The sequence below is a fragment of the Paenibacillus sp. NPDC057967 genome (assembly GCF_042887015.1).
In the GTDB taxonomy this organism is placed as follows: domain Bacteria; phylum Bacillota; class Bacilli; order Paenibacillales; family Paenibacillaceae; genus Pristimantibacillus.
On sequence record NZ_JBHVQB010000003.1, the window covers coordinates 585,310 to 607,206 of the forward strand.

General features: G+C 52.1%; 23 protein-coding genes and 1 tRNA gene. 7 read left to right on the forward strand and 17 right to left on the reverse strand.

What is annotated here, in order from left to right:
• Window positions 1–21: 21 nt before the first annotated feature.
• A complete protein-coding gene (lonB, locus tag ACFVSO_RS10060) occupies window positions 22–1,725 on the reverse strand; it encodes an ATP-dependent protease LonB (RefSeq protein WP_387472770.1) in 1,704 nt (567 codons plus the stop codon).
• Between the two features lie 263 nt (window positions 1,726–1,988).
• Between lonB and ACFVSO_RS10065 the strand changes: the two genes are divergently transcribed.
• Genes ACFVSO_RS10065 through ACFVSO_RS10080 form a run of 4 tightly spaced genes read left to right on the forward strand, consistent with a single transcriptional unit; the run spans window position 1,989 to window position 2,786 of the window.
• Entirely contained in the window at window positions 1,989–2,324 is a 336-nt protein-coding gene (locus tag ACFVSO_RS10065) for a hypothetical protein (protein ID WP_387472772.1), read from the forward strand.
• Window positions 2,321–2,455 (forward strand): hypothetical protein, encoded by a 135-nt coding sequence (locus ACFVSO_RS10070; RefSeq protein WP_387472774.1) that lies wholly within the window; start codon window positions 2,321–2,323, stop codon window positions 2,453–2,455. Before ACFVSO_RS10065 ends, ACFVSO_RS10070 begins: the two co-directional genes overlap by 4 nt.
• The gene (locus tag ACFVSO_RS10075) at window positions 2,427–2,564 is read left to right on the forward strand and encodes a hypothetical protein (protein ID WP_387472776.1); all 138 of its coding nucleotides are present in this window, start codon (window positions 2,427–2,429) and stop codon (window positions 2,562–2,564) included. The genes ACFVSO_RS10070 and ACFVSO_RS10075 overlap by 29 nt, the downstream gene beginning before the upstream one ends.
• Before the next feature lie 15 nt (window positions 2,565–2,579).
• A complete protein-coding gene (locus ACFVSO_RS10080) occupies window positions 2,580–2,786 on the forward strand; it encodes a hypothetical protein (protein WP_387472778.1) in 207 nt (68 codons plus the stop codon).
• A 71-nt stretch (window positions 2,787–2,857) separates the two neighbouring features.
• Here the strand turns inward: ACFVSO_RS10080 and ispG are convergent, their stop codons facing one another.
• The 5 genes from ispG to ACFVSO_RS10105 form a co-directional block, all read right to left on the reverse strand.
• A complete protein-coding gene (gene ispG / locus ACFVSO_RS10085) occupies window positions 2,858–3,967 on the reverse strand; it encodes a flavodoxin-dependent (E)-4-hydroxy-3-methylbut-2-enyl-diphosphate synthase (protein ID WP_387472781.1) in 1,110 nt (369 codons plus the stop codon).
• Between the two features lie 193 nt (window positions 3,968–4,160).
• A complete protein-coding gene (gene clpX / locus ACFVSO_RS10090) occupies window positions 4,161–5,417 on the reverse strand; it encodes an ATP-dependent protease ATP-binding subunit ClpX (RefSeq protein WP_119798596.1) in 1,257 nt (418 codons plus the stop codon).
• A gap of 31 nt (window positions 5,418–5,448) precedes the next feature.
• The gene (clpP, locus tag ACFVSO_RS10095) at window positions 5,449–6,039 is read right to left on the reverse strand and encodes an ATP-dependent Clp endopeptidase proteolytic subunit ClpP (protein ID WP_387472784.1); all 591 of its coding nucleotides are present in this window, start codon (window positions 6,037–6,039) and stop codon (window positions 5,449–5,451) included.
• Window positions 6,040–6,279: 240 nt separating this feature from the next.
• Entirely contained in the window at window positions 6,280–7,569 is a 1,290-nt protein-coding gene (tig, locus tag ACFVSO_RS10100; RefSeq protein ID WP_387472786.1) for a trigger factor, read from the reverse strand.
• A 94-nt stretch (window positions 7,570–7,663) separates the two neighbouring features.
• On the reverse strand, window positions 7,664–8,539 hold the full coding sequence (locus ACFVSO_RS10105; RefSeq protein WP_387472788.1) for a hypothetical protein: 876 nt from the start codon (window positions 8,537–8,539) through the stop codon (window positions 7,664–7,666).
• Between the two features lie 229 nt (window positions 8,540–8,768).
• On the opposite strand from ACFVSO_RS10105, the gene ACFVSO_RS10110 reads away from it, so the two are divergent.
• Window positions 8,769–8,845: transfer RNA gene (locus tag ACFVSO_RS10110), tRNA-Arg, on the forward strand.
• A gap of 255 nt (window positions 8,846–9,100) precedes the next feature.
• On the opposite strand, the gene ACFVSO_RS10115 is transcribed toward ACFVSO_RS10110, so the two are convergent.
• From ACFVSO_RS10115 to ACFVSO_RS10130, 4 genes are all read right to left on the reverse strand, one after another.
• Window positions 9,101–9,241, reverse strand: a complete 141-nt coding sequence (locus tag ACFVSO_RS10115) for a hypothetical protein (RefSeq protein WP_387472790.1) — start codon at window positions 9,239–9,241, stop codon at window positions 9,101–9,103.
• Between the two features lie 375 nt (window positions 9,242–9,616).
• Window positions 9,617–10,207, reverse strand: a complete 591-nt coding sequence (locus ACFVSO_RS10120) for a P-loop nucleotide/nucleoside kinase family protein (protein WP_387472792.1) — start codon at window positions 10,205–10,207, stop codon at window positions 9,617–9,619.
• Window positions 10,208–10,256: 49 nt separating this feature from the next.
• A complete protein-coding gene (locus ACFVSO_RS10125) occupies window positions 10,257–10,592 on the reverse strand; it encodes a hypothetical protein (RefSeq protein ID WP_387472794.1) in 336 nt (111 codons plus the stop codon).
• Window positions 10,593–10,614: 22 nt separating this feature from the next.
• Entirely contained in the window at window positions 10,615–10,956 is a 342-nt protein-coding gene (locus ACFVSO_RS10130; protein WP_387472796.1) for a hypothetical protein, read from the reverse strand.
• 149 nt (window positions 10,957–11,105) lie between these two features.
• Between ACFVSO_RS10130 and asnB the strand changes: the two genes are divergently transcribed.
• Window positions 11,106–12,950: an asparagine synthase (glutamine-hydrolyzing) gene (gene asnB, locus ACFVSO_RS10135; RefSeq protein WP_387472798.1), complete on the forward strand. Its 1,845-nt coding sequence runs from the start codon at window positions 11,106–11,108 to the stop codon at window positions 12,948–12,950.
• A gap of 156 nt (window positions 12,951–13,106) precedes the next feature.
• Here asnB and ACFVSO_RS10140 read toward each other — a convergent pair whose 3' ends face one another.
• From ACFVSO_RS10140 to ACFVSO_RS10155, 4 genes are all read right to left on the reverse strand, one after another.
• Window positions 13,107–13,766, reverse strand: coding sequence for an XTP/dITP diphosphatase (locus ACFVSO_RS10140; protein ID WP_387472800.1), 660 nt, complete (start codon window positions 13,764–13,766; stop codon window positions 13,107–13,109).
• Window positions 13,767–13,770: 4 nt separating this feature from the next.
• Window positions 13,771–14,508 (reverse strand): ribonuclease PH, encoded by a 738-nt coding sequence (rph, locus tag ACFVSO_RS10145; protein WP_387472802.1) that lies wholly within the window; start codon window positions 14,506–14,508, stop codon window positions 13,771–13,773.
• 145 nt (window positions 14,509–14,653) lie between these two features.
• Window positions 14,654–15,067, reverse strand: a complete 414-nt coding sequence (locus ACFVSO_RS10150; RefSeq protein WP_387472804.1) for a DUF6843 domain-containing protein — start codon at window positions 15,065–15,067, stop codon at window positions 14,654–14,656.
• Window positions 15,068–15,260: 193 nt separating this feature from the next.
• Window positions 15,261–16,328 carry a GerMN domain-containing protein gene (locus tag ACFVSO_RS10155; RefSeq protein ID WP_387472806.1) on the reverse strand — a complete coding sequence of 356 codons (1,068 nt, stop codon included), beginning with the start codon at window positions 16,326–16,328 and terminating at the stop codon, window positions 15,261–15,263.
• Between the two features lie 129 nt (window positions 16,329–16,457).
• Here ACFVSO_RS10155 and ACFVSO_RS10160 point away from each other — a divergent pair, with 129 nt between their 5' ends.
• Complete coding sequence (locus ACFVSO_RS10160) at window positions 16,458–17,000, forward strand: phosphatidylglycerophosphatase A family protein (RefSeq protein WP_387472808.1); 543 nt, start codon at window positions 16,458–16,460, stop codon at window positions 16,998–17,000.
• A gap of 83 nt (window positions 17,001–17,083) precedes the next feature.
• Here the strand turns inward: ACFVSO_RS10160 and glpX are convergent, their stop codons facing one another.
• The 3 genes from glpX to ACFVSO_RS10175 all read right to left on the reverse strand — a co-directional run bounded on the left by glpX (window position 17,084) and on the right by ACFVSO_RS10175 (window position 21,894).
• Window positions 17,084–18,052 carry a class II fructose-bisphosphatase gene (glpX, locus tag ACFVSO_RS10165; RefSeq protein ID WP_387472810.1) on the reverse strand — a complete coding sequence of 323 codons (969 nt, stop codon included), beginning with the start codon at window positions 18,050–18,052 and terminating at the stop codon, window positions 17,084–17,086.
• Between the two features lie 225 nt (window positions 18,053–18,277).
• Window positions 18,278–19,987: an extracellular solute-binding protein gene (locus tag ACFVSO_RS10170; protein WP_387472812.1), complete on the reverse strand. Its 1,710-nt coding sequence runs from the start codon at window positions 19,985–19,987 to the stop codon at window positions 18,278–18,280.
• A 143-nt stretch (window positions 19,988–20,130) separates the two neighbouring features.
• Entirely contained in the window at window positions 20,131–21,894 is a 1,764-nt protein-coding gene (locus ACFVSO_RS10175) for a sensor histidine kinase (RefSeq protein ID WP_387472814.1), read from the reverse strand.
• Window positions 21,895–21,897 lie beyond the last annotated feature (3 nt).

Genomic DNA, 21,897 nt, shown 5'->3' on the forward strand with positions numbered 1-21,897 from the left:
ATTAACATCTACCTTATATTATCATTCAGCTGAATCCGCCTGCAAATACGGAACGTTTGTCGAGATAAAAGCATCTGTTCCAAATGGTTTTTCAGACTGCTCTTCTGCCCGTGCCGACTGGGGAAATACGAGGTCGAACACTTCTTCTACCTTGTCAACCGGTATGACCTTCAGGCCGTCCAAATTACCAAAAATCGCCTGCCAGTTCTCTTTTGGAATGACAACCTGCACGGCACCGGCCTGGAATGCGGCTTCCACTTTAGCCAGTACGCCGCCAACAGGCTTCACGTTGCCATGGATGCCAACCTCGCCCGTCATCGCCAGCTTATTGTCGATAGGCACGCCTGTAATAGCGGACGCAATGGCCGTTGCCATGGCAATGCCAGCCGATGGACCATCGATCGGCGTACCGCCTGGGAAGTTAATGTGCAGATCGTAATCCTGCGGACGAAGCCCGATGCGTCTGAGCACGGTCAGCACATTTTCTACGGAACCCTTCGCCATACTTTTCCTGCGCAGCGTGCGCGAGCCGCCGCCAAGCTCTTCTTCATCCACAACGCCTGTAATCGTAAACTGTCCTTTGCCTTTCAGTGCTTCTATGGCGCTTACCTCGATCTCCAGCAGCGTTCCCATATTCGGTCCATATACGGCAAGACCGTTCACGAAGCCGATTTGAGGCTCGCTTGGCACCTTACGGTCCGGACGCGGAGGAATCTGGCTGCTATTGACCACCCATTCAATATCAGACGCCGATATTTGATCGCGCTTCTCCGATAAGGCTACGCCTGCCGCCAATTGAATGACATTGACCGCTTCCCTGCCATTAGTTGCATAGCGCTTAACGACATCAATCGCTTCCGGGCAAGGACCAAAGCCGATTTTCTTCACAGCGTTCTCTGCTACCAATGCTATCTCATCGGCAAGCAACGGGCGGAAGAACACTTCCATACAGCGCGACCGGATAGCAGGCGGAATCTCCTGCGGCGAACGTGTTGTCGCCCCGACCAGGCGGAAGTCTGCCGGCAAGCCATTCTGGAAGATATCATGGATATAGAGCGGAATATTCGCGTCTTCCGAATTATAATAAGCGCTCTCCAAAAACACTTTCCGGTCTTCCAGCACTTTTAACAGCTTATTCATCTGAACGGGATGCAATTCGCCTATCTCATCGATGAATAGAATACCCCCATGCGCTTTCGTTACAGCACCTGGCTTCGGCTGGGGAATCCCTGCAACCCCCATCGCTCCCGCACCTTGATAGATAGGATCATGCACCGAACCGATAAGCGGATCGGCAATGCCTCTCTCGTCAAAGCGGGCTGTTGTTGCATCAATCTCCGTAAATTTTGCTTCCGGCAAAAACGGTGAAGAAGGGTTTTTCTTCGCCTCCTCCAGCACGACACGGGCTGCTGCTGTCTTGCCTACGCCAGGGGGTCCATAAATGATGACATGCTGAGGATTGGCGCTGCAAAGCGCTGCCTTAAGCGCCCTGAGGCCATCGCGCTGACCGATGATGTCGCCCATCGTCTGCGGTCTAGTTTTCTCAGCCAGCGGCTTGGTCAGCGATACCGATCTCAGCTTCCTGAGCTTATCCATCTCTTTCTTCGACTCGCGATCCACCGCTGAGCGGTTCGTCTTCTGATTCCGAAGCAAATTCCAGAAATACAGACCAATGACAACCGCAAAAAACACTTGAACCAACATTAATACAAGACTTAAATTCATTTCTCACCCGCTCCTTTCAAGCGCAAACATAAGACGGCGGTTATTGGCGTACTGCGAGATTACTGATGTTCTCCGTCAACTTTATCCGTATTAAGTCAGTATTGCCTCTTGCCATGCGGAATAATCGCCTTCCGACAACGAAAGTAGCATTTTCAATTGTCCCCCTCCTTGTCTCCACAACAAAAAGGCTCGCGCCTTCGGACAACTCACCCTGACCTTTCTTGTCCTTCCGACATATCTTATGAATATCAACAGGAAAAGAGGTGATCCACCTGAGTGAGACAAGAAATGAGGCGCATGCGACAGGCCAAGACGGGAAGTCGGGCAATGACAGCGCCAACGGCACGGCAGGCACAGACGAACAAGCACCTCACACCCAAGAGACAGTAACGGGTAAAGTGGCGCAGGGCGCTCCGGGACACGGAGGCGACGACGAGAATGGAGCGGATGGCGCTAAAGGCAAAGACGATTCGCCCAAATTCGGAGACCAGGATGCGCTTGCCTTCTATGTCGCGGGACTGGACTGGCCTAACGGTTTGGCAAGACTGCTAGACGAAATCATCACATCGCACAAAAACAAAAAGAAGCACAAATCATGAAAGCATCACAATGGACGAGCTTGGGAGGACAAGCATTCAATATCACGTATGCAGACAACCTCGCTCTCCCGATTATTCTTTATCTGCTAATCCAGATGTTGAATGCAAGCAACAAGGAAGACGACGATTAAATTCGAATCCATCCAATCCGTAGTCGAAACGGTTCTGGAGCAGCAGAAGGAGCATCGAAAAGCTTTGCTGGACGCCATCAAAGCAATCAAGAAATCAAGTCCCGGGTAAAGGCGGTGTCTAACTATGCGCGTCGATGATATCAAAAAGCTTCTAGCAGCCACAATCATAGCTGTTGATCAAATCAAGGTCGTCTTGAATGATCAATATGCAGCCTTGGAGAAGCTGGAAGCCGCCATCGGACAAGCCGAGCTATCCAAAGAGGACTTTCTACTACTCATCGAAAAGCTGAAGCAATTACTGCAGCCTTCCTCCCAGCAGCCACCGGCTTAATGCTAACGGAAGCCAAGTGAAAAAGAGGACTCTGCCCTGTAAAGGGTAAAGTCCTCTTCGTTGTTCAGCGATTAAGCGTGTGCATGGTTCTTGCGGCCAGGGATTTCGCCTGTTTCCTCAAATACGCGCACGATCTCATCAATTTCCTTTTTCAATTCGTTAAGCAGCTCCGCCTCTGGCACTTTCCGAATCATCTCTCCGTAACGGAACAGCATGCCCTCGCCGCGAGCGCCGGCAATGCCGATATCCGCTTCGCGTGCTTCGCCCGGGCCGTTCACCGCGCAGCCAAGCACGGATACTTTGATCGGTACTTTGATCTTGGATATATACTCTTCCACCTCGTTGGCAATCGAGAACAAGTCGATGTCGAGGCGTCCGCAAGTCGGACAAGATACAAGCGTTGCCGCATTTGTAATAAGGCCGAATGTCTTCAGCAGCTCTCTGGCTACCTTCACTTCCTCAACAGGGTCTGCGCTTAAGCTGATACGCACCGTATTGCCGATCCCCATCGCCAGCAGGGCGCCAATACCCGCAGAGCTCTTGATTGTGCCGGTATGAAGCGTACCCGCTTCCGTAATCCCCAGATGGAGCGGATATTTGATTTTCTCAGCCGCCATGCTGTATGCCGCAATTGCCATCGGCACATCGGAAGCTTTAAGCGACACGATAATATCGTGGAAGTCCAGCTCCTCCAGAATGCCGATATGGAACAAGGCGCTCTCTACCATTGCCTCTGGTGTCGGATAACCATACTTCTCCAGCAAATGGTTCTCAAGCGAGCCCGCATTGACGCCAATACGGATCGGAATACCTTTTTCCTTACAGGCTTTAACTACGGCTTCCACTTTCTCGCGGCGACCGATGTTGCCCGGATTGATTCTGACTTTATCAATACCATTTTCGATGGCGGCAAGTGCGAGCCTGTAATCGAAATGAATGTCCGCAACTAACGGAATATGAATGCGTTTCTTTATTTCTTTAATGGCATCCGCGGCTTCCTTGTTGTTCACGGTTACGCGTACGATCTGGCAGCCCGCTTCCTCCAGTCGCAAAATCTCCGCGACGGTTGCTTCCACGTCGGCCGTCTTGGTTGTGCACATGCTTTGAATAATAACTTCATTGCTGCCGCCGATCGTCAGATCTCCAACCTTCACCGCAACTGTGTCCTGACGCAAATACATAAGTGATCTCTCCCATCAAACGTATAAGACCCATAAGCCTCGGATGTAAATGCCCATACATGCTTACCGAATTGGAAGATGTATGGAATCATGAATCATTTATATTATCTTACATTAAAACACGAAAGTCCACCCCATGGCCGGGTGCGAACGCACTAAGACCATGGGGTGGACTCATCATCCTATATCAGAGTTAAGCACTTTCTTCCTTCTTCTTGCCTTTTTTGGCGGAGAGCTCAGGCATGATTTTGTCCTGTACCGATTTCTCGGTAATAAGGCAAGTGCTGACATCGTCGCGCGATGGCACTTCATACATGACCTCAAGCATAATGCCCTCGATAATCGCCCGGAGTCCGCGTGCGCCTGTATTGCGTTTGATCGCTTCCTTCGCGATAGCGTCGAGTGCCGCCGGCTCGAAGTCGAGCTTCACATTGTCCATCTCCAGCAGCTTCTGGTACTGCTTCACAAGCGCATTCTTCGGCTCGGACAGAATCCGAACAAGCGCATCTTCGTCAAGCGGCTCCAGAGTGGAGATGACCGGAAGACGTCCTACGAATTCCGGAATGAGACCGAATTTAAGCAGATCTTCCGGCAATACCATGGACAAGTATTCGCCCGGCTTCAGGTCTTTTTGCATTTCGCCGGAGGAATTGAACCCGATCACTTTTTTGCCGATACGACGCTTGATCAGCTGCTCCAGGCCGTCGAATGCGCCGCCGCAGATGAACAGAATGTTTGTCGTGTCGATCTGGATGAACTCTTGGTGCGGGTGCTTGCGGCCGCCTTGCGGCGGTACGGATGCAACCGTGCCCTCCAAGATTTTCAGAAGCGCTTGCTGCACGCCTTCGCCGGATACGTCACGCGTAATGGACGGATTCTCCGACTTGCGGGCTACTTTATCGATTTCGTCGATATAGATAATGCCGCGCTCCGCTTTCTCAACGTCGTAATCCGCGGCTTGAATTAGCTTCAACAGGATGTTCTCGACGTCCTCACCGACATAACCCGCTTCTGTAAGCGAAGTGGCGTCCGCGATTGCGAATGGCACGTTCAAAATTTTTGCCATCGTCTGAGCCAGCAAGGTCTTGCCGGAGCCCGTAGGTCCCAGAAGCAAGATATTGCTCTTCTGAAGCTCGACATCTTCAATTTTGCTGCCGGAATTAATCCGCTTATAGTGGTTGTATACCGCTACAGACAGCGATTTCTTCGCGGATTCCTGACCGATAACATAGGAATCGAGAATAGCTCGAATGTCCTTCGGCTTCGGAATGTCCTTCAGATCGAGCTCTTCTTCATTGCCGAGCTCCTCTTCTACGATCTCTGTACACAGCTCGATGCATTCATCGCATATATATACGCCAGGACCGGCTACCAGCTTGCGCACCTGATCCTGGGATTTTCCGCAGAACGAGCATTTCAATTGGCCTTTCTCGTCATTGAACTTAAACATGCACTCACCCCTTCGTATAGGTCATCGTCAATTATACAAGGCCCGGAGAAGTAATGACCTTATCGATCAAACCATAGGCCAAGGCTTCATCCGCGCTCATGAAATAGTCGCGATCAGTATCGCGGTCAATCTTCTCGTACGGCTGTCCGGTACGATCGACATAGATTTCATTCAGCTTCTGCTTCGTTTTCAGAATCCAGTCAGCATGAATCTTAATATCTGTCGCTTGGCCACGCACGCCGCCAAGCGGCTGGTGAATCATTACTTCGGCATTAGGCAGCGCAAAGCGCTTGCCTTTGGCGCCCGCCGTAAGCAGGAGCGAGCCCATACTTGCAGCCATGCCCATGCAGATCGTGGATACATCCGGTTTGATGTATTGCATCGTATCGAATATCGCCATGCCCGACGTTACAGAACCGCCAGGAGAGTTAATGTAGAGATGAATGTCCTTCTCCGGATCGTCGGCCGCCAGGAAAAGCAGCTGGGCGATAACAGAGTTCGCGACGTCATCATCAATCGCGCTTCCAAGAAAAATAATGCGATCCTTCAGCAACCGGGAGTAGATATCATAGGATCGTTCTCCGCGATTCGTCTGTTCAACTACGATCGGTACCAGATTCATGCGACCAACCTCTTTTCGTTTTGGAGTGTATATTGCTCACTCATTGTATCACGTACTTGTTTTCATGTCATTTTTCCGAATACTACAGTATACGGCGACGGTCAATCGATATGTACGCGGATTATCCGCATATGCAAAGCTAAAAACCAATATGTAGGGTAAAAATAAGGCACGTATTATACACGCGCCTTATCTTGGGGTACTTCCTATTCTTCTATACCAGCCAAAGCCGGGGATGTCTTAAGCAGTTTTGCTGTTCTCAAGAAGGAACTGAATCGTTTTGCGAAGCAGGATATCTTCTTCCAGGTTGCTGATGTTGCCGTTCTTCTCGAAGATGTCGCGCAGCTCTTCAGCAGGACGGTTGTATTGCGTGGACAGCTTCTCCAGCTCTTCCGTCAGATCAGCATCAGTCGCCTCGAAGCCTTCAGCTTTCGCGATTGCTTCCAGCACCAGGTTGTTGCGAACGCGCTTCTCAGCATCGGAACGCATTTGGCCGCGAAGCACTTCTTCGCTTTGACCGGAGAACTGGTAGTACAGATCAAGGTTCATGCCTTGCATACGCAGGCGGTTTTCGAAATCCTTCACCATGTAATCTGTTTCAGTGTCGATCATCGATTCAGGAATTTCCACTTCAGCCGCTGCAGTCGCTTTGTCCACGACAGCTACTTCGCGAGCTTGCTCCGCTTCTTTTTCCTTATTCACTTTCAACTTGCTTACAAGATCTTTCTTGAACTCTTCAAGCGTATCGAATTCGCTGACGTCTTTTGCGAACTCATCGTCAAGTGCCGGCAAGGATTTGCGTTTCAGCTCATGCAGCTTTACTTTGAAGATCGCTTGCTTGCCTGCCAGGTGCTCAGCGTGGTAGCTCTCTGGGAACGTTACTTCAACGTCCTTGAAGTCGCCAAGCTCCATGCCTACTACTTGCTCTTCGAAGCCTGGGATGAAGGATGCGGAACCCAGCTCAAGGGAGTAGCGCTCGCTGAAGCCGCCTTCGAATTGCTCGCCGTCTACATAGCCGTCGAAGTCGATAACGGAGATGTCGCCGTTTTGAGCAGGACCTTCCTCTACAACTGTCAGCTCGGCATGACGTCCTTGCAGACGCTCCAGCTCAGCCGCGATTTCTTCTTCCGTCACTTCCGCTTGAACCGCTTCAACTTCAAGACCTTTGTACTCGCCAAGCTGAACTTCAGGCTTAACGGTTACTTTAGCGTTGAATTTGAAGGATTGGCCCTTCGCGAATTGCGTTACGTCAATCTCAGGACGGTCAACCGGCTCAAGATTGTTTTCTTTCACAACAGCTGTGTACACTTCAGGCAGCAGGATGTCGATTGCGTCCTGATACAAGCTTTCTACGCCGAAACGGGATTCAAAAATGCCCCGTGGCACTTTGCCTTTGCGGAAGCCAGGTACGTTAACCTTTGCTACCACTTTCTTAAAGGCTTGGTCGAGTGCGACCGTTACTTTCTCAGCGTCTACCTCGACGTCGATCGAGACGAGGTTCTTGTCTATTTTTTCCCAAGTTGCTTTCATTTTATGCCTTCCCCTCCAAAAATGCGCATGCATCACAAGTTTTCACGTTACATAAACCATTCCATTATAAACAAGATGGACAAGCTTTTCAAGGCTAGCCTTCATCGCCGCCAGTTTGGAGCAGCATGGCCACTCCGCGAAGCGTTCTGCACGCCTGCTCGTAGCGGAATCTGAGGCTATCCGTAATCCCATATGTATCGCGTATATCGTCGTCATTCGCCGAACCGTAGACCGTCAAGTTAAGTGTCAAGTGCAGCGCTGCCGCGTAGCAATCGACGGTCTCGTCATTGTCGTGCAGCATCCATCTGTATGCGGATGTGCCGTACAAATATTCCAGACTTTCCTTCCACAGCTCTCTGGCAAAATGAGGCAGCGTCGGATCATCCGTCTCGGCGATCGTCGCCGTTCGATCCAGAATGCGCCCGATCGGCTGCGGGAATTCATCCAACGTTAGCGGCGTCGCTTCGATCTCCAGCTCTGCGTGCTCGTCCAGCCGCTCAAGCGTCAGCGTACCCGATACTCCGCGCTTGCGCAAGCATTGCAGAGCTTTGAATTGCAGGAGCGGATGAATCGTCTCGCTTCGCAGCCATTCCAATATCGTCTCGGTTACTTGACTGTCATCTATGTATGCCGCTCTCTCCAGCGCGAGCATTTGCTGATCCATCATGGGATGATGCTGCATAATATACATCACTTGATGGATGTAAGCTTCATCTTGAACGGGCGGCTTCAGCAATTGCTCCCGGAGCGTAGCTTCTTCATTCTCGGCATCGTCCGTCTCGAGGCCAGCGCCTCTTTGCGTATCGTCGGGGAATGCCATCTCCAGCCAGCCAAGCAGACTGTCCCATTCCTCGTAATGCCGCTTCTCCTGACCTTGGCACTGCAGAAGAAAGGTTAACAGCTCTTTGGCTTCGCCATATTGCTCCGCCTCCAGCATTCGGGTCAATTGAATTTGATATTGATCCAGCATGCTGGGAAATAAATAAACATTGTCTTTACCCTCTGTATGAGGGTCTTGAGGAGTTGTAATGATAACACCGCCTTCGAGTAACTCCCGTCTTGCTTAAGGAATCAGCCTGTAATCTTGGGTACGATTATAACACGCCGAGTCGCAAGAAAAAAATGCCGAAGTTTTTTTGAGAATATCTAAAAAATGGCTTGCAATACCTCTACGTCGCATGCTATATTATTACTCACGCGTCCCAGTAGCTCAGTCGGATAGAGCACTCGCCTTCTAAGCGAGTTGTCGGGGGTTCGAATCCCTCCTGGGACGCCATAGCATCGCATATACAGCTGCTCGTTGAAGCCGATATCCGGCTTTGGGAGCGGCTTTTTTGTTGTTTGGCGATGCGCTTTGTTATACGGATGCATGCTTGTTGTATGTATTTGTGCAAACATTTTTTTGTATACTTGTAAGCATTTCGCGTATGTGATTGTTTGCTCAAGCTGTAAGCCGAGTTTCTCGGCTTGCAGGCTGCTTCCAGCTCGGCTTGGGCGCTGTAAGCCGATTTTCTCGGCTTGCAGACTGCTTTCAGCTCGGCTTGGGCGCTGTAAGCCGAGTTTCTCGGCTTGCAGGCTCTTCCAGCTCGGCTTGGGCGCTGTAAGCCGAGTTTCTCGGCCTGCAGACTGCTTTCAGCCGGGCTTGGGCGCTGTAGGCTTCTGCCGCTTGCATGACTCGTATCCTACATACCCATTTTTCGTTCGTCCGAAACGGAAACGAAAAAGCTCCCCGCGCGAATCTTGCGGGGAAGCTCGAATAAATCCGGTCACTATCTAATGCTGCTAGAAATTTCAATCGACAACCGGCCTCATCCTCATCACACTGTCAGCTGACCATTGATGAAACTCCCCTCCAAAACAGCTGCATACTACCAAAGCTCCACCGCACCGCCTATATAACCACAGGCACGCCCATATCGTTCACCTGGACGTATTACAAGCTAGTTACAAAGACCTGCGCACGATTAAGGCTAGTTTGCCGGAGAGACAGACACATACACACTACATCTACTCACCATCCGTGCAGTTGCTCTACCTTCTCTTCGCGCTACTCCCCCAGCGCAAACTTGCGCAACTGCTCTACCTTCTCCTCTGTCAGCTCGCCGCTGTTGTCGAAGATCAGGATGCTGCTCTCAGGGATGTCCCAGTTGATCGCAGGCACAAAATCAACCCGCTTCTGGAAATCGCCCCAATTCTCCAGCTTCCACGTATCGCGCTCTGTTCCTCTGCCGACAATCCGGCTGTGCTGCAGTTCCATGTCCTGCAAGGTTACAACAATCACCTTTACGTCCACCTGCGCTTTGGTAAGCCGCGCAGCAGCAAGGACATCCTCGATCCACGCCTGATTTTTCAGCTCCGCTGTAAACGGTGAAATCATAAAGACGTTTTGCCCTGCAGCCAAGTTCTCGATACATACATCCTTGGCGGTGTCGTATTCCAAATCGCGCAAGTTCTTTTTATAGAAATCGGAATCACGGTCCTTAGGGTCCAGACCCTGCATCTCCAGTATCGCTTCCACAAATCGTCCGCCAATCGTATCCCGATCGAGAAACGCCGCCGGCATAAACTGGCTAAGCTTCCGCGCCACCGTCGTCTTCCCTGTTCCTGCTACTCCTACAAAAAACACCAGTTTTTGCATCCTGTACGCCCCCAAAACATTTTAGGACAAATTATAACATGGATGCCGATCAAAGAGTATCTGCAAGCACCGCTTCCACATCACGCCTGATATGCTCGTCCGCCAACACGCTCTCCTGAAACGAATTGCGTCCTGTCTCATCATCTGAATAGAGCGCGGACGACGTCATGTCTTTAAAGGCTTGATGCAAATTGTTGTCGAACCAGTCCGTCTCCCGGTCCGCATCATTGCGAAGCACCGACCGCAGGACGGCAACACCGCCCTCATTCGCAAAGTAAGCCAGCACGACCGGTGCGGATTCGGAATCCGTCTCCACCTCAACCTCAGCGCATGGTTCTTCTCCGCGGCGCACGATTCCTCTTACCCGAGCACTTCTAACGTTCACTGTCTCTATCTCCTCTCACTCGTTAAAATAGTTCCATCGATTCAATATGATGCTTCGTATCGCTAGTGCCGCATTCATGCAGCAGCTTATAAATGCGGCTAATAATGTCGTCATATGCGCCATTCAGTGACTCGTCGTTATTGGGCGAGTAGGGACTGCCTGCGAAGTGGAACGTCTGCGCTTCATCCATGGATGACAGCTCCTCAAACAGCTCCCTGAGCAGATTGACCTGATCTTCGTTCGCATGAATCTCCAGCTCATAAGCCGCCGCCCCTTGATCCTCTAATATTTGTCCGGCTTGTACGGACACATAAAAGGTTTTATTGCCTTCAAACCTTTCTTCATGACGATGCTCATCCATCATTTTATACCCATTCCTTCCATTTTCAAATTGCCTCTCAACGTCATGCTATCCAGCTTAGCTTCCCCCGTTGGACAGACATTTTATCCCTTTTTTCAGCATATAACTGTTATTATCGCAACTGGAGTCCAGCATAGAGAGGAATGAGAAGGATGTGCGGAATAACCGGCTGGATTGATTGGAACAGCGACTTGACCAGAGAAAGCGACAATCTGGAGCGCATGACGGATACGCTTGCCCCGCGCGGCCCCGATGCGGCGGGCACCTGGATTACGACCCATTGCGCGCTTGGACATCGCCGCCTCTCCGTTATGGATCCGGAGAATGGCGCCCAGCCCATGATTCGGTATACGGGAGACGATCAGTACGTGGTCGTCTATAACGGAGAGCTATATAACGCTCCAGAGCTCAAGAGGGAGCTTGCGAGCCGCGGACGCTCCTTCACGACAACCTGCGACACGGAAGTGCTGCTTGTCGCCTTTATGGAGTGGGGAAGAGCTTGCGTGGAGCGATTCAACGGCATATTCGCCTTTGCCATTTGGGACATGACCGCCCAAGAGCTGTTTCTCGCCAGAGACCGGCTAGGCGTCAAACCGTTGTTTTTCAGCCAACGGGATAGCTTGTTTATTTTTGGATCAGAGCCAAAATGCATTCTGGAGCACTCAGCCGTCAAGGCGGAGGTTGGAGCGGAAGGTCTGGCCGAAATCTTTGTCATCGGTCCGGCGCGAACGCCGGGTCACGGCGTGTATAAAGACTTGAGCGAAGTAAAGCCCGGGCAGTGCATGGTCGTAAACCGGGCGGGAGTGAAGACGATCACATATTGGCAGCTAAGAAGCACGCCGCATGAGCATGACGTACAGCAAACAGCGGAGCATGTCAGAGAGCTGCTGGAGGATACGGTCATCCGCCAGCTTATTTCCGATGTCCCCGTATGCACACTGCTGTCAGGCGGTCTGGATTCAAGCGCGCTGACGGCGCTGGCGGTCAACTATTATGCCAAGAACGGGCAAGGCAACGTCCATACGTATTCCGTCGATTACCAAGACAACGACAAGCACTTCCAGGCGCATGCCTTCCAGCCCAATAGCGATGCGCCCTGGATTGAACGAATGACCTCGCATCTGGGTACGGTCCATCACCCGATCCAGTTCGATACACCGGAGCTGGTTACAGCGCTGCACAATGCGACGCTCGCCCGCGACTTGCCGGGTATGGCCGATGTGGATGCTTCCTTGCTGCTCTTCTGCCATGAAATTAAGAAGGGGGCGACTGTCGCCATCTCGGGTGAAGCCGCAGACGAAATATTCGGCGGTTATCCGTGGTTCCACCGGGAGGAAGCGCTTCAGGCTGATACCTTCCCGTGGTCGCTCGCCACAACGATGCGCGCAGACCTGCTCTCGCCCGACATTGCAGCCTGGATCAGACCGCAGGAATACATCGGCGACCGCTACGCTGACGCGGTAGCGGAGGTGCCTCAGCTGGTGGGTGAGGACGAGACACGCAGACGGATGCGGCGCATGTCTTATTTGAACATCACGCGATTTATGCCCACACTGCTGGATCGGAAGGACCGGATGAGCATGGCTGCCGGGCTCGAAGTCCGCGTCCCCTTCTGCGATCATCGCCTGGTGGAGTACGTGTGGAACATTCCGTGGGAGATCAAGGCAGCGGGCGACCGGGAAAAAGGAATCCTGCGCCAATCGCTGCAAGGCATTCTTCCCGACGACGTCCTGTGGAGAAAGAAAAGCCCCTACCCGAAGACGCATAACCCGAATTATCTTACGGCCGTCAAAGGCTTGCTGCTGGATGTATTAGATGATCCTACCTCCCCCCTGCTTCCCTTAATCAATGTGAAAAAGATCAGGGAGCTTGCGGAATCCGATACAGCCAGCTCGAACCTCCCGTGGTTCGGTCAGCTGATGTCCGGACCGCAGCTGTTCGCGTATCTCTATCAAGTCAATCTGTGGCTGAAGCACTATAAAGTTTCGATCGGTTAGCATATAGCAGAGAAGGGCTGCCATCAAGTCATCGCGACTTGCGGCAGCCCTTTCTGTTACCCTCAATTTCCTTCTTTCCCCTAAGAACGAAACAAAAGAAACCCGGCAGCGCATTCCAGCAGGAATGTCTTCCGGGTTCTTGCTCTACTCATAGGCTTAGCCGTTCGAAATACCGAGCTTCGTCATCAGAACCTTCAGCGCCTCGCCTCGGTGGCTGATTGCGCCCTTCTCCTCTTTGGACAGCTCCGCCATCCCTCTGCCGAGCTGCGGCAGCCAGAACAACGGATCGTAGCCGAATCCACCGTCTCCATGCGGACGGTCCGTGATGATCCCATCCACGGTGCCTTCCGCTTCGATGAACTCGCCCGTGGCAGGATCGTACAGCGCAAGCGCACATACGAATTGAGCACGGCTTAGCGCCTTGGAGCCATCGCTCAGCGTGTGCCCCGGCAGCTTGGCGCCAGTCTGGCCTAGCTCCTGCAGCAGCTTCGCGTTATTAGCGGAATCAGTCGCTCCTTCTCCCGCATATCGTGCGGAATAGACGCCTGGTCTTCCCTCCAGCGCATCCACACATAAGCCGGAGTCGTCCGCAAGCGCCGGCACGCCAAGCGCGTCTCCGGTTGCCTTCGCCTTCAGCCTGGCATTGGCAGCGAATGTATCTCCATCCTCTATGATGTCGGGAATGGAAGGATAGTCGTGCAGGCTGACGACCGCTTTCCCCAGCTTCTGGAGCGCATGGGCGAATTCCTTCACTTTGCCGGCGTTTTTGGTAGCGACGACGACCGTATCATGACCTTCAAGCCAGTTGTTCGCCATCCACTTAACCTCCAATACGAGCGCCAACCTCGCCCAGAACCTCGCGCTGCTTCTCGATCAGCTCTGCGATTCCCGCTTCACCAAGCGCCAGCAGCTCGTTTAGCTCCTCGCGGGAGAATGGCGCATCCTCGCCCGTCCCTTGCACCTCGACGAATTTGCCTTGTCCAGTCATCACGACGTTCATGTCGACCTTCGCCTTGGAATCCTCCTCGTAGTTCAGGTCCAGCAGGGCTCTCTCCTGAATAACGCCTACACTGACGGAAGCCAGGAAGTCGCGAATCGGATATTTATTGAAGGAAGCCGTCTTCGAAATATGATGCACCGCAAGAGCCAATGCCACGAATGCGCCCGTAATGGACGTCGTACGCGTACCGCCGTCCGCTTGAATGACATCGCAATCCAGCGTAATGGTGCGCTCGCCCAGCGCGCTTAGATCAACGACAGATCTTAACGCTCTGCCAATGAGGCGCTGAATTTCCATCGTGCGCCCTGTGAGCTTGCCTCTGGCGGACTCGCGTTGGTTGCGCGAATGGGTAGCTCGCGGCAGCATCGAATACTCTGCCGTTATCCAGCCCTTGCCTTGCCCCTTCATAAAAGGCGGCACCCGCTCCTCGATGCTGGCTGTACAGATGACCTTCGTATCGCCTACCTCGATCAAGACCGATCCTTCCGCGTGCTTGTTTACATTCGTCGTAATCGATACCGGCCGAAGCTGGTTCGGCTCCCGGCTGTCATTTCTCATTTGATAAGCCTCCTGAATCATTCATCCATTTTTAACCCTTCCTATTTTAACAAAGTCGAGGATGGAATGCATCTAAAGGCGCAAATTACAATCGCCATGATACACACCCACTCTAAGGACATATCATATTGAGCCGCTAGATGGATCAAGGCGCGGACCCTTTGAACTTGAATCGGTCGCTGCACGCGGTGCTTGTAACTTCGATTTCTGTAAAGTGAGTCCGTACTCCGTCTATATCGGTGCCGCCCGTTCCTCTAACATTAATGCAAGAAGGATCAATGTCCATGCGTTTGCCTTCCCGATTCACATAATAGTAACGATTAATGACGGTGCCGGCATCAAACATGGGAGTGGACGTATCGTACCTGCCTTTGTCGCCCACAGGAATAACGTCGTATTTCCCTTCTTTTGAGAGAAGTGGTGCATTCGGCACATTGTAGGTCACTCGGATAATGCCCTCATAATGCTCCGGTATCAAAAAAAGGTCATACGTTCCTCTATTATTCGAGCCGCAGCCTGCCAAAAGAATCACAAAAGCGATCAGCGCCAGCCTTTTCACTGCAATACCTCCTTATCCGTCCATTCATGCCTATGGTCTCTGGATTATTACCCGCTTTAGAGTACAGAACGGCAATTAGAGGGTCAAAGTTGCAATATGGTGGATATCCACTAATGCTTGGCTCATAAAAAAACTGACCCGCGGCAGCAACAGCACCCGCTGGGTCAGTCTTTTTAAGGTCTTGCAACTCTCTTTAAGATTTCAGCGCATTAACATGATGCGGTCTGCCAACAGGCTGGCTATAGGAGTTGTTGCTGTCGTCCACCAGGTTGGTCTCACCGTTAATCCGGATTTGAACCTGACTCGCCTCTGTGCTCTCCGTCAGCGACAGCACAACGGCTTGCAGCATCTCGGATGGGACAGGCAGTCCTGTAACATAAGACTCGTCTTGCAGGTCTACGACAAGGACACCATCCTTCTCTTCGATGTTCGTCACTTCCACATCAGGCAAAATAACGCTTGTCAGCTTTTTCTTATCTAGCGGCCCTGCGATCAATTGCTCCAGCGCAGCGTGTGCCGTGGAATCGGAACGTTCAATGAGTCTTGTGACCGGAACATAATATTCCTCTTCATGCAGCGTCTCGGCGGAGAAGTAGAGCGTGACCGGATAGGAGCTGGCGATGCTAACGCCGTCAGCCTGCTCGATATTAATGCCGATCGTGCGCGTCAGCTCGCCTTGAATCGGGAAGCCCGCTACCGGCATCGCCTCGAGCGGCTCTCCTTCCACTTGGAGCTCTACGCCTTCAATGCCGCTCATAGCCGTTAATGTCCACGTGATCGCTTCTACAATCGCGCGCTCGTCCTGCTCCGGATAATTTGTGAAGGACTCGGACAAATTGATTTTCGCGATTTTGCGCTCTTGATCATATTCATACGACAGCACCTGTGTGCCTTGAGGGAGAAGCGCACGGAAGTCTTCCGGCAGAAGCGAAGCGTATGCACCGCTGTCGACCATAATTTCCAGTGCCTTCTGCGGCGCTGATTCCTTGGCGGTCAAAGCCGCCGGCACCGTTACCGGAGCCAAATAGCCATTGCCATCCTGCAAATAAACGGTCAGTGTGGAGGCCGTTACGCCATCTGCCGGAGCCTGTCCGGTAGGTTTATTTTCGCCCTCGATGCCGTCGGTTTCCTCCACCTGCTGCTGCGGCGGATCAATTGACTTGCTTGTTTGCTGTGAGAACAATCCGCATCCTGCGGTCAGAACGGGCAGCGCCAGAAGGGCAACGTATGCGGTGCGGCGAATCCATTTTTTCTGAATCATGTAGATAATTCCTCCCCAATTGATTTTAGCCTGTCGGCTTTGTACAACTCCTCATTTGTAGTAATATGTATACGAGCCCTTCCCTGTTTTAGACCAGTTTTGTCCATAAAATCATGAGGGGGAACCATATTGAAAGAGAACGCGAATATCTACAGCCTGAACAGCTCGAAAGTAGCTGCCGCAACGGATGAATGGCTCGCCAAACGCGGAGTGACCAAGGGGGACATCGCAGAGCTTGTGCTCTTCCTGCAGAAGGATTATTTTCCCGGCCTGACTGCAGAAGATTGCCTGGAGCATGTTGACGCCGTATTGTCCAAGCGTGAAGTGCAGAACGCCGTATTGACCGGCATTCAGCTCGATATTCTAGCAGAAGAAGGCAAGCTGCTGCCTCCGCTGCAAGACATGATCAAGCATGATGAAAGCTTGTACGGCTGCGATGAAATCCTGGCTCTGTCGATCGTGAACGTATACGGAAGCATCGGATTTACGAACTTCGGCTATGTCGATAAAGTAAAGCCGGGCATTCTTGTTCGCCTGAACAGCAAAACCGACGGCGAAATACATACCTTCCTCGACGATATCGTTGGTGCGATTGCCGCTTCCGCAGCCAGCCGCATCGCCCACCGCAAGCAAGCCGAGCGCGAAGGCGTCACCACGCCGCCGCTTGACTAGTGCGCAACAACAGAGGCCGTTCCGAAGGTTGCTAAACCTTGCCGGAACGGCCTCTTTTTCTATGCCTATTCTTAGGTCCGCTTTCAGGATGGCTGCAGCAGCGGCTTATTGGGCAAATAATGAATGGAGCGGATGAATCGGACCGTCTTCGTCTTCGCCCGCATCACAATGGAATGCGTCTCCGCACGCTCGTCAGGAAAGTAGCGCACCCCGCCCAAAAACTCTCCTGGCGTAACTCCCGTCGCCGCGAATATCACATCCTCCGTCCCGACCATATCCTCCATCGTCAACACACGGTAAGGATCCTCAATGCCCATCTGGACGCAGCGCTCGTATTCCGAAGCGTCTGCCGGCATGAGACGGCCCTGCAGCTCGCCTCCCATGCACTTCAAGGCCGCAGCCGCCAGCACCCCCTCCGGCGCCCCTCCCGAGCCCACATAGAGGTCTATGCCCGCCTCCGGGAATGCGGGAGCCATTGCCCCTGCCACGTCGCCGTCCGACAGGAATTTGATGCGGACGCCTACTTTACGCAGCACCTTGACGATTGACTCATGACGCACCCGATCCAGAATCATGACGGTCAGATCGGATACCTTTTTGTTCAGCGCGTCGGCCGCTTTGTACAAGGTCGTCTCCATGGGGTCGGTAATGCTCAGCTTGCCAACAAGCGCAGGCCCGTACGCCAGCTTCTCCATGTACATATCCGGCGCATGAAGCAGTTGGCCTTTGCCCGCTACGGCGATGACTGACAGCGCATTATTCAGCCCCTTTGCTACAATCTCGGTGCCCTCCAGCGGATCGACCGCAACATCAACCTCTGGTCCTTGCAAGCTTCCTACTTCTTCACCAATATAGAGCATTGGAGCTTCATCCATCTCGCCCTCTCCGATGACGACCGTTCCCCGAATCGATACGGAGTCGAACATCGTTCGCATAGCTGTTGTTGCAGCCCCATCAGCGCTGTTCTTGTCGCCCCTTCCCATCCATGGTGCGGAAGCCAGTGCCGCAAGCTCAGTTACACGTACAATCTCCAGTGCCAGTTCTCTCTCCATGCGCATTCTCCCCCTTAATTTCATTCGAACTAACCGTCATGAATCTTTATATATGATGTATTAAATATATATAATGCGTAACATATAATTCATTAATGTGCAATATATCATGTAATGAAAAACCTTTTTTCCGGAAGCTTCACACACAAAAAATCCCCTCTCTTTGCAGCGGGAAGCCGTTCATCGACGGCTTCCCTGCAAATTCGAAGGGATTTTAAAATCCGATTATTTTTTCATAATTTCAAGGTTTTCTTTCCACTTTGCGCTTTTCCAGTCCAGCAGCTTCTGGTAGCCAAGACCTTGTGTCTCTTGATCGGCCTTCTGGATCAGCGAGATGACTTCCTCATCGCTCTTCGCGAAGACGATTTGGGAGACGGCTTGCTTATAGTAATCGGTGAGACGCTGCATAATGATGCCTTCCTCCGACGTTGGAACCGGCGTCATATTGGAGAATTCCGTAATGTTTTTGGACGTCTTGAACGATACGGTCGTTTGTCCGACAGTCGTCCAGTCTTGCGCTTCCTCAGGCAGCAATTGCTCGCGCTTGCCTTTCGTTGTATCGATATACACCGTGTTGCCGTACCAGTTGAATTCGCCGATTTTCAGCTCATCGTATTTTTTCGGATCGCGGTTGATGTAAGCATCGTTCGGAACCGGGACGCCGTCTTGCACATCGTCATAGAACAATCCCGGAGGGCCGAAGAAGAATACGCGCTGGCCCTCTTCGCTCGTAGCCCAGTTCATGTAAGCGAAGATCGCTTCCGGATCAGCCGCTTTGGTCGTAATCACGTTGACGTTCCAGCCGAGTGCATTGTAGCCGGACGGGAATACCTGATTTTTGTCTACGCCTGCCTTGTGAACCGGCCAGATAACATCATAGCCCGCCTCTGGATCTTTTGCTTTCAGTACGTTGTTCGCCTCGCGTCCGATGCCTTCAACTACAGCGTCATAGGCTGCGAATACGGCGATATTGCCCGCTCTCAGCTTCTCGTTGATCTGGTCGCGAGTTTGGGTGAACATATCCTGGGATGTCAGCCCTTGGCGGAACAGACGGCTCGTATACAGCGCCGCTTCCTGGAAAGACGGGTCCTGGAAGATCGAGACGATCTTGTCGCCTTGCGGTACGCCGAATACGCCGCCAGGAGAGATGAATTGAGGCGTATTGCCGTTAGCCGCGCCACTATATAGCATGCCGAGTAATTGCAGCTCGGAGCCGTCGCGCACTTCGCCTGCGTCAAAAGGAATAATGTTCGGATATTTGTCTTTCACTTGCTTCAGGTAAGCTTCCAGGTCATCCCAAGTCTCAAGCGGTGGAGAGCCCAGGTCTTTATAAATTTTCTTATTAACGATGTACGCTGCGTTGCCGTTGCCTTGGTCGCCATTAATGTACCAGTTCGGAATCTGATAGAGCTTGCCGTCGGCGCTGCGCAGCATGTTCAGTGTCTCTTCGCCGATTGTTGCTACGAACTCTGGGTATTTCTCCAGATATGGATCAAGGGCAACCAGCTTGCCTGCTTCCACCAGACGCTCTACATCCTTGCCTTTGTCCAGTACAAGTGCATCCGGCAGCTCGTTGGATACGATCATGGAGTTGAGGCGCTGAGCCGCTGCACCGTTGGATTGAATCGGCTCGATCGCAACGCCCAAATTATCTGTAATCCATTTGCCATGCGGGCGCTCTTCCCACGAAGGCGCTGTAAACCAGTCATAATGCACGTATTGCGTGAAGGTTACCGGCTTTATCTTGGCACGCGGATCTGTGGAGACCTCGCCGCCTTCCCCTCCTTCGTTGCCGGAACCTTGTTCATTGCCGCTTGGCGATGCTGTCGGGCTTGGCGAAGGCGCCGGTTCATTTTTGCTCGAACAAGCGCTAAGCACGAGGATGACGCTAAGCGCTAGCACGATAAGCGCTTGAAACGATTTTTTGCTGTTCATGGATCATTTGCCCCTCTCTTGATTATGTGCTACATGCTCATTATAAAATTGATAGGGGAGGCAAAAAATCGTCCCAATCAACGAAATGTGTACTAAATCAATGACGCTTTTTGCAAACGTTTACGATCGGGAGTTTCCTTCATTCAATCCCTCTCGCCGCTTGCCTTCTCGACCTCGGCCACAGCAGGAATGCGCAGCCGCACCGCCGTCCCGTGACCGATCATGCTCCGGATAGTAACCCCGTAGGACTGGCCAAAATGAAGCTTGATCCGCTGCTCGACATTACGAATCCCGTACCCGATGCCGTTGCCCGATTCGCTGAAGATTGCCGCAATCGTCTCGTCCTTCATGCCAAGCCCGTTGTCTCGAACCTCCATCACAATTTCCCCGCTGTTCTCGGCGAATACGGCAACGTCAATCTCAATCTGATCATCATACCAGGCGTGCTCCAGCACGTTCTCGACGAATGGCTGCAGGACGAACTTGACCGTCTTGAATGCCAGCAGCGAGTCGTCAATCTCGAACCTGATGATGATCCGGCTTGCGTATTTAATGTTCTGGATGCTCAAATAAGATTCAATAATTTCGATTTCCTTGCCGATCGGGATGAACATCTCCCCCCGATTCAGCGTCATGCGGTAGAACTTGGCCAGCGACCGGATGATCTCATGCAGCTTCTCCAGCTCGCCAAGCTTGGCCATTCGGCTGATGGACGAGAATGTATTATAGAGGAAATGCGGATTGATTTGCGCATGCAGAATTTGCAGCTCCGCTTCCTTCTTCTCCAGCTTGCTTATGTAGATCTCATTAATCTGGCTTTGGATCGTGGAGGCCATATCATTGAACGCTTCGGATATTTGCCCGAACTCATCGTTGCCCTTGTATTTGATCCGGCGCTGCAAGTCGCCTTCCTTAAAGGCCTGCAAAGAATGCACCAGCTTGCCGAACCGCAGCGTGAACACCTTGGACGTAAAGATACTAATGAGTATCGCGACGAGCAAACTGGACAAACAGATCAGAATTACCGTATTTCTCATATGAAACGATTCCTTATGGAGCGAATCCAGCGGAACCAGCACCGCAATTCGAGCGTTTATCATGCCAAGTGGGGACTCCAGCAGCATATCGCCGTTCGTCTCGGCCTGTACAAGCATCGATTCCCTGTACTCCTCTTCCGGCATGGAACTGGTATACAGCAGCTTATGGTTCTCATCGACAACGACCAGCTTCATCTCTTCGCCGAAGGCGCTGAAATCATAATCTTCAAATATATCCTTCAGCTTCACCGTCACTTTGATCAGACCGATCTTGCCGATCCGCTCATAGTCAATTAACGGCCTGACGAGCGAGATATTCTGAAACTCCTTGTCATTGCCGATCTGCTGCCAGATGATGCTGTCATAAGCGAGGTCCTGCGTATCCCGGTACCACGGCTCATCCTGGATTCGTTCGGTGTACCGAATGCCGAACTGCCGCTGGCCGTCCCGCAGAAACTTCTCCTTCGCTTCATAATAATATTCATCCACGGACGGTCGGTCCAGATACACATCGAGCATCACCTGCACATTCGGCAGCGCAGTAGCCATATCGAGCTTCGGCAGCACGTATGTCGTCATAATTTGATGGCGCTCGTAACCCAGAATATACCCCGATAGATAGCGGGACAGCACCTGGTCGTCGAAGATGGCGTCGGAGCTCCGGATAATATCGGACATGCGAATCTGCACGCTATTGGAGAATTGGCCAAGCGCTACCTTCAGATTGTCCTTCGTCCGCTCCTCAATGGAGTGCATCGTATAATAGTAGGAATAACTGCCGATGGCCAGTACCGGTATGAGCGCAAGCAGGATATAGGAGACTAGCAGCTTGTACCGAAGCGGGAAAAACCATTTGGAACGGCGGCTCATGAG

Bases quoted from the DNA above. Each gene is read 5' to 3' on its own strand.
- ACFVSO_RS10080 (WP_387472778.1), top strand. From the start codon at position 2,580: ATGCGCGTCGATGATATCAAAAAGCTTCTAGCAGCCACAATCATAGCT.
- ACFVSO_RS10105 (WP_387472788.1), bottom strand. From the start codon at position 8,539: ATGCTGGATCAATATCAAATTCAATTGACCCGAATGCTGGAGGCGGAG.
- ACFVSO_RS10115 (WP_387472790.1), bottom strand. From the start codon at position 9,241: ATGCAAGCGGCAGAAGCCTACAGCGCCCAAGCCCGGCTGAAAGCAGTC.
- ACFVSO_RS10120 (WP_387472792.1), bottom strand. From the start codon at position 10,207: ATGCAAAAACTGGTGTTTTTTGTAGGAGTAGCAGGAACAGGGAAGACG.
- ispG (WP_387472781.1), bottom strand. From the start codon at position 3,967: ATGTATTTGCGTCAGGACACAGTTGCGGTGAAGGTTGGAGATCTGACG.
- ACFVSO_RS10075 (WP_387472776.1), top strand. From the start codon at position 2,427: ATGCAAGCAACAAGGAAGACGACGATTAAATTCGAATCCATCCAATCC.
- ACFVSO_RS10155 (WP_387472806.1), bottom strand. From the start codon at position 16,328: ATGATTCAGAAAAAATGGATTCGCCGCACCGCATACGTTGCCCTTCTG.
- asnB (WP_387472798.1), top strand. From the start codon at position 11,106: ATGTGCGGAATAACCGGCTGGATTGATTGGAACAGCGACTTGACCAGA.
- tig (WP_387472786.1), bottom strand. From the start codon at position 7,569: ATGAAAGCAACTTGGGAAAAAATAGACAAGAACCTCGTCTCGATCGAC.
- ACFVSO_RS10070 (WP_387472774.1), top strand. From the start codon at position 2,321: ATGAAAGCATCACAATGGACGAGCTTGGGAGGACAAGCATTCAATATC.
- ACFVSO_RS10140 (WP_387472800.1), bottom strand. From the start codon at position 13,766: ATGGCGAACAACTGGCTTGAAGGTCATGATACGGTCGTCGTCGCTACC.
- ACFVSO_RS10130 (WP_387472796.1), bottom strand. From the start codon at position 10,956: ATGATGGATGAGCATCGTCATGAAGAAAGGTTTGAAGGCAATAAAACC.
- ACFVSO_RS10175 (WP_387472814.1), bottom strand. From the start codon at position 21,894: ATGAGCCGCCGTTCCAAATGGTTTTTCCCGCTTCGGTACAAGCTGCTA.
- rph (WP_387472802.1), bottom strand. From the start codon at position 14,508: ATGAGAAATGACAGCCGGGAGCCGAACCAGCTTCGGCCGGTATCGATT.
- glpX (WP_387472810.1), bottom strand. From the start codon at position 18,052: ATGGAGAGAGAACTGGCACTGGAGATTGTACGTGTAACTGAGCTTGCG.
- clpP (WP_387472784.1), bottom strand. From the start codon at position 6,039: ATGAATCTGGTACCGATCGTAGTTGAACAGACGAATCGCGGAGAACGA.
- lonB (WP_387472770.1), bottom strand. From the start codon at position 1,725: ATGAATTTAAGTCTTGTATTAATGTTGGTTCAAGTGTTTTTTGCGGTT.
- ACFVSO_RS10170 (WP_387472812.1), bottom strand. From the start codon at position 19,987: ATGAACAGCAAAAAATCGTTTCAAGCGCTTATCGTGCTAGCGCTTAGC.
- clpX (WP_119798596.1), bottom strand. From the start codon at position 5,417: ATGTTTAAGTTCAATGACGAGAAAGGCCAATTGAAATGCTCGTTCTGC.